1 protein-coding gene is annotated in these 2,333 nt (G+C 74.9%); it reads left to right on the top strand.

Going from position 1 to position 2,333, the window contains the following annotated elements; translation table 11 throughout:
* Positions 1–97: 97 nt before the first annotated feature.
* Positions 98–2,333: Ig-like domain-containing protein (locus PLP61_RS16585; protein ID WP_324503870.1), on the top strand; the 2,236-nt coding region annotated here is incomplete at its 3' end.

Raw genomic sequence — 2,333 nt, 5'->3', positions numbered from 1 at the left:
GGCGGCGGTCGTCGAGTTCATCCATACGGCGACCCTGCTGCACGATGACGTGGTCGACGAGTCCGACCTGCGGCGCGGGCGCAATACCGCCAACGCGATGTTTGGCAATGCCGCCAGCGTCCTGGTCGCCACGCCGTCGGCCGTGGTCGACGTCGACCTGACCACCGGGGTGCTCACCACCGTCGCCGACGGTCTTGCCGGACGGCCTGCCGAGCCGGTCCGGCTCGGTGACTGCGTCTTCGGCGCGTGGTCCGGCGCCCCGGCCACCGTCGTGTCACGGTGCGGCGCGGAGGAGCCCCGGGTGGCGCTGCTGCGCGGGCCGGCCGACGACCTGGTGTTCCGGGTCAACCGGGGCGAGATCCTGCTCAACGACCGCCAGTCCGGCGCGGTCTGGCGGCTGGACACCGCGGTCCCCACCAGGCTGGAGGACTGGGAGGCCTACACCCAGCGCGACGACCAGGACCGCAACGACCCCGACAAGGAGCGAAGCAACCAGGGCGACCGCCGTCCCCCGAAGGCCAAGCCCGACCGGTTCGGGGCCCGGCCCGGGCGCACGACGGTGCTCCACCCGCTCGACAACGACAGCGCGCCCCCGGGCCGGGTGCTGGCCATCCGGTCGGTCGCCGCGGTCTCCGACCCTGCCGCGGACCTCACCGTCAGTCCTGACGGTCAGACGGTCCAGCTCCGCCTCCCCGACTCGGCCACCGGCCAGACGACCTTCCAGTACGTCGTCGACGACGGCCGGCCCACCATGTCGGCGCGGACCAGCGTGACCGTCACCGCACGTCCCTCCGGGCAGAACGCCCCGCCGGCCCTGCGGCCCGGGTTCGAGCCGAGGGTCTGGCCGGTCCCAGCAGACGGCTCGATCTCCCTCCCTGTCCTGGCCGACTGGCGCGACCGGCAGGACGGCGACACCCTGGCCCTCGAGGCGGCGACCACCGACGACTCGGCGGGTGCCGCGGTCCGGGTGACCACCGACGGTCGGATCCGGTTCACCGCCCCCCCGGAGCCCGGCCCCGTGAGCGTCAGCTACTCCGTCACCGACGGACGCTCCGCCGCGGTCAGCCGGGAGCTGGCGTTCCGGGTCCAGGACCCCGCCACTGACCGGGCGGTACCCGCGGTCGCCGAACCCGACGTCGTGGCCGCCGAGGTCGGCACCTGGGTAACCATCCGGCCTCTGGCCAACGACCTGCCGGGAGCCGACCCGCTGAGCCCGCAGGCCCAGCTGGAGCTCGCGGGGCACCTGGCCGCCGTGCCCGGAACCCAGGTCCGCACCGATCTGGGGGAGGGGACGGTCGCCTTCCGCGCCCAGGTGGCCCGCAGCTACGCCCTGCACTACGACGTGGCTTACGGCGACTCGCCGCTCGCCCGTGGCCAGATCCGCGTTGACGTCAGCCCCCGTACCCCCAAGGACCCGGTGGCGATGCCCGACACCGCCGCGCTGTTCGGGCCCTCGGCGACCACCGTCGACGTGCTGGCCAACGACGTCGACCCCGAGGGCGGCCTCCTGGTCGTGCAAGGGGCCTACGCCCTCTCGCCGGACCAGGTGGAGGTCGCGGTCGTCGACGGCCGGTGGCTCCGGGTCGGTGCGCGCGAGGGCCGGCTGGCCACCACGCCGCAGGTGGTGCGGTACACGATCAGCAACGGGGGACGGGCGGTGACCGGGGAGGTGAGCGTCACCCAGCGGCCGGTGCCCCGCGACAACTCACCGGTCACCGAGCCGGACCAGGTCGTGGTCCGGGCCGGCGCCGCGGTATCGGTTCCGGTCCTCGACAACGACTTCAGCCCCTCCGGCGACGCGCTCGCCCTGGTCCCCGACGTGGTCGGCGAGCGCGCGGGAGAGCTCACCGTGCGGGCCGCGGGGCCGGCCCGTGGCCAGCGGGGCGAGGCCTTCGTCTCAGGCCGGCTGGTGCGCTACGTCGCTCCGGCGGACCTGGCCGCCCCGGAGACCTTCGAGATCACCTACGTCGCGGCCAACACCCGGGGTGACTCGGCGCCGGGGCGTCTCGAGGTCACCGTCGTCCCCGCGTCGCGTCCCAACCGGGCTCCGGAGCCACCGCTGCTCGAGGGTCGGGTCACCTCCGGTGGCACCGTGACCGTCAAGCTGCCCGGTGCCGGCGTCGACCCGGACGGTGACCCGGTCACGCTGCTCGGGCTCGCCTCGCCTCCACGGCTGGGCCGGGTGGTCAAGATCGGTGCCACCTCGATCGAGTACCAGGCCTTCCCCGCCAGCTCGGGCACCGACACGTTCGAGTACCTGCTCGCCGACGCCCAGGGCGCGCGGGCCACCGGCACCGCCCGGGTCGCGGTGGCCCCGCCCGCGAGCCCGCCCC

Origin of the sequence: Nocardioides sp. (assembly GCF_035429765.1) — a bacterium.
In the GTDB taxonomy this organism is placed as follows: domain Bacteria; phylum Actinomycetota; class Actinomycetes; order Propionibacteriales; family Nocardioidaceae; genus Nocardioides.
This window is presented reverse-complemented; position numbering and strand designations above follow the sequence as displayed.